This is a genomic window from Dietzia sp. CW19 (assembly GCF_014145265.1).
GTDB classification, from domain to species: Bacteria; Actinomycetota; Actinomycetes; order Mycobacteriales; family Mycobacteriaceae; genus Dietzia; species Dietzia natronolimnaea.
Genome location: NZ_JAALEE010000370.1, coordinates 1 through 2540, shown reverse-complemented (window position 1 = coordinate 2540; position 2540 = coordinate 1). Strand labels below are relative to the sequence as shown.

3 protein-coding genes and 1 pseudogene are annotated in these 2540 nt (G+C 71.7%); 2 read left to right on the top strand and 2 right to left on the bottom strand.

From position 1 onward, the window contains the following. Positions 1 to 220, bottom strand: a pseudogene (locus G6021_RS11470) (hypothetical protein); the annotation flags it as partial. Between the two features lie 35 nt (positions 221 to 255). Between G6021_RS11470 and G6021_RS11465 the strand changes: the two are divergent. Continuing rightward, positions 256 to 804: a type II toxin-antitoxin system PemK/MazF family toxin gene (locus G6021_RS11465; RefSeq protein WP_182641324.1), complete on the top strand. Its 549-nt coding sequence runs from the start codon at positions 256 to 258 to the stop codon at positions 802 to 804. Between the two features lie 207 nt (positions 805 to 1011). Further along, positions 1012 to 1272, top strand: coding sequence for a 30S ribosomal protein S20 (gene rpsT, locus G6021_RS11460; protein WP_107748194.1), 261 nt, complete (start codon positions 1012 to 1014; stop codon positions 1270 to 1272). Between the two features lie 114 nt (positions 1273 to 1386). On the opposite strand, the gene holA is transcribed toward rpsT, so the two are convergent. Further along, the gene (gene holA, locus G6021_RS11455; RefSeq protein ID WP_182641323.1) at positions 1387 to 2364 is read right to left on the bottom strand and encodes a DNA polymerase III subunit delta; all 978 of its coding nucleotides are present in this window, start codon (positions 2362 to 2364) and stop codon (positions 1387 to 1389) included. Positions 2365 to 2540 lie beyond the last annotated feature (176 nt).

Below are 2540 nucleotides of genomic sequence, written 5' to 3'. Positions count from 1 at the left end.
CCCGCGCGCGGACCGCCGCGAGCACCGGCCGCGGGGTCACCTGCACGTCGATCATCGCGCCGGCCACCGCCTCGTCGCGGACGTTCACCACGTACTCGGTCACCCCCAGGTCGGCGAGCGGGCCGTCCACCGCCCGGGCGATGTCCGACCGCAGCCGCGAGGCGTCGGGCACGGCACGTTCCGGGTCGTCCGACCACACCACCGCCAAGAGCATGTCCATGAACCGGGATCCTAGATGCCGTTACCCTGGCGGACATGGCGATCGACTGGGCCCGGATGGGTCGCACCGCGGCTCGGATGAGTCGCAGATACGGACCGACGGTGGCACTCGAGGTACGTCGGCGCCTCGAGGATCGAGGGATCACCTCCGGCGCGCCGCGTGGGGCCGTCGGGGCAGGACGACCCACCACGTCCGGGACCGTGCCCACGTCGAGTCGCGCACGGACCGTCTCCTACTCACCCGACCTCGACGGTCAGGCCGATCCGGGCGAGATCGTCTGGACGTGGGTGGAGTTCGAGGAGGCCGACGGACGTGGGAAGGACCGTCCGGTCCTGGTGGTGGGCCGCGACGGCGATCGACTGCTCGGCCTCATGCTCTCCTCGCAGGACAGGCGGGACGACGACGAGGGGTGGCTCGGTCTCGGCACCGGGCCGTGGGACCCGGAGGGCCGACCGAGCTGGGTCCGCCTGGACCGCGTGCTGGACGTGCCCGAACAGGGCATCCGGCGCGAGGGGGCCATCTGCTCCCGCGCCACGTTCGACCGGGTCGCGGACCGGCTGCGCTCGGACTACGGCTGGCGCTGACGGGCGGTGGTGGCGGGCAGCCGGACAGGGGCCCGACCGGGTGCGCGCCCACTCGTCACGCGTTTTGGCCGGTGACGCCGCCGCTGGTAGAGTGGGTCGTCGGTGTCCACCGGATCGCGCTACGCGTGTTCGAGCGGACTAGAGACATGACATCAGATCGACCGGATCCCCTGCGGGGCCGTCGACACACGACCGAAGGTGTGACCAGTGGCAAACATCAAGTCCCAGAAGAAGCGGAACCTCACCAACGAGCGCAACCGTCTCCGCAACCAGTCGACCAAGTCGGCTCTGCGTTCCGCCATCCGCAGCCTGCGTGAGGCCACCGAGGCCGGCGACAAGGCCAAGGCCGGCGCTCTCCTCGTCGCGACCTCGCGTCAGCTCGACAAGGCCGCCACCAAGGGTGTCATCCACCAGAACCAGGCCGCCAACAAGAAGTCGTCGCTCGCCAAGGCCGTCAACGCGCTCTGAGGCGACCCGCTCCTCCCAGAGGGGAGCACAGCCCCGCGGTGATCGCTGCCGCGACGAGGCTCCGAGGGCCCACCCCGCACCAGTCGAGTGCGCGTGGTGGGCCCTCGTCGCGTTCTAGGCGACGCCCGCCAGTGAGCCCACCTCTCGCACCGCCCGCTCGAGTGCGTAGGACGTGTCCTCCGCCTGCCCCTTGACCTCACCGTTGAGGCGGGCGACCACCTGGAGGGCGCTGCCGAGGGTGTCGATGGACCAGTACCGTGTCTGCGCGGTGACCTTCTTGACCTTCCACGGAGGCAGGCCCTGCCGCGCCAGCTCGGCGGGTGGGGTGCCCCGTTGCGTGCCCACCATGGCGATCGAGTTCACGGCGTCCGCGAGGGCGTCCGCCAACACGACATGCGGGACCCCCGTGTGCATGGCCCATTCGAGGGCCTCGATCGCGCCTGCCACATCCCCGGTGACCGCGCGCTCGGCCACGGTGAAGCCGCTGACCCCCACGACCCCGGAGTGATAGCGGCGCACCGCTTCGACGTCGACCTTCCCCCCGGTGTCGGCCACCAGCTGGCCGCACGCCGACGCCAGCTGTCGCAGGTCCGTGCCCACCGCCTCGACCAGGGCCTCACACGCCTCCGGGGCCACCCGGACGTCGAGGCCCCGGAACTCCGAGCGCACGAATCCCACCACGTCCATGTGGCGGGAGAGCTTGCCGGCCGCATGCTCCTGCGCACCGGCCTTACGCAGATCCGGCACGAGTGCCTTGGCCCGACCCCCGCCCGTGTGCTGGACAACCATGACCGTCTGGTCCGGCAGGTCGACGGCGGCCCCCATCACCGCCGCCTGGGCGTCCTTGCCCAGTTCGGCAGCCCCCGTGATCACCACGATCCGGGCCTCGCCGAACAGGGACGGCGAGAGCAGTTCGAACAGCTGGGGCGCACCGACCTCCGGCCCACCCAGGCGGGAGACCACGGGGGGATCCTCGACCGCGGGTGTCGCTGCCCGCACGGCCGCCACGACACCGGCGGTGGCGCGCTCGGTGAGGAACTCGTCCTCTCCCAGGACGAGATGCAGCGGGCCGGGTGCAGAGCCTGGTGTCATGGGCGCTCCTCGTCGTTGTCACATGACATCGTGCCACGCACGTCCGTCACACCAGGTGCGGGATCACCCGGGCGCGACGTCGGGCGACCCCGGCAGGGCCACGGCGATGTCCGCGACCGTCTCGAGCCACCACAGCGCCGGGGCGCACGCCGCCGCGAGCAGGACGGCCCCGTCCT

Bases quoted from the DNA above. Each gene is read 5' to 3' on its own strand.
- G6021_RS11465 (WP_182641324.1), top strand. From the start codon at position 256: ATGGCGATCGACTGGGCCCGGATGGGTCGCACCGCGGCTCGGATGAGT.
- holA (WP_182641323.1), bottom strand. From the start codon at position 2,364: ATGACACCAGGCTCTGCACCCGGCCCGCTGCATCTCGTCCTGGGAGAG.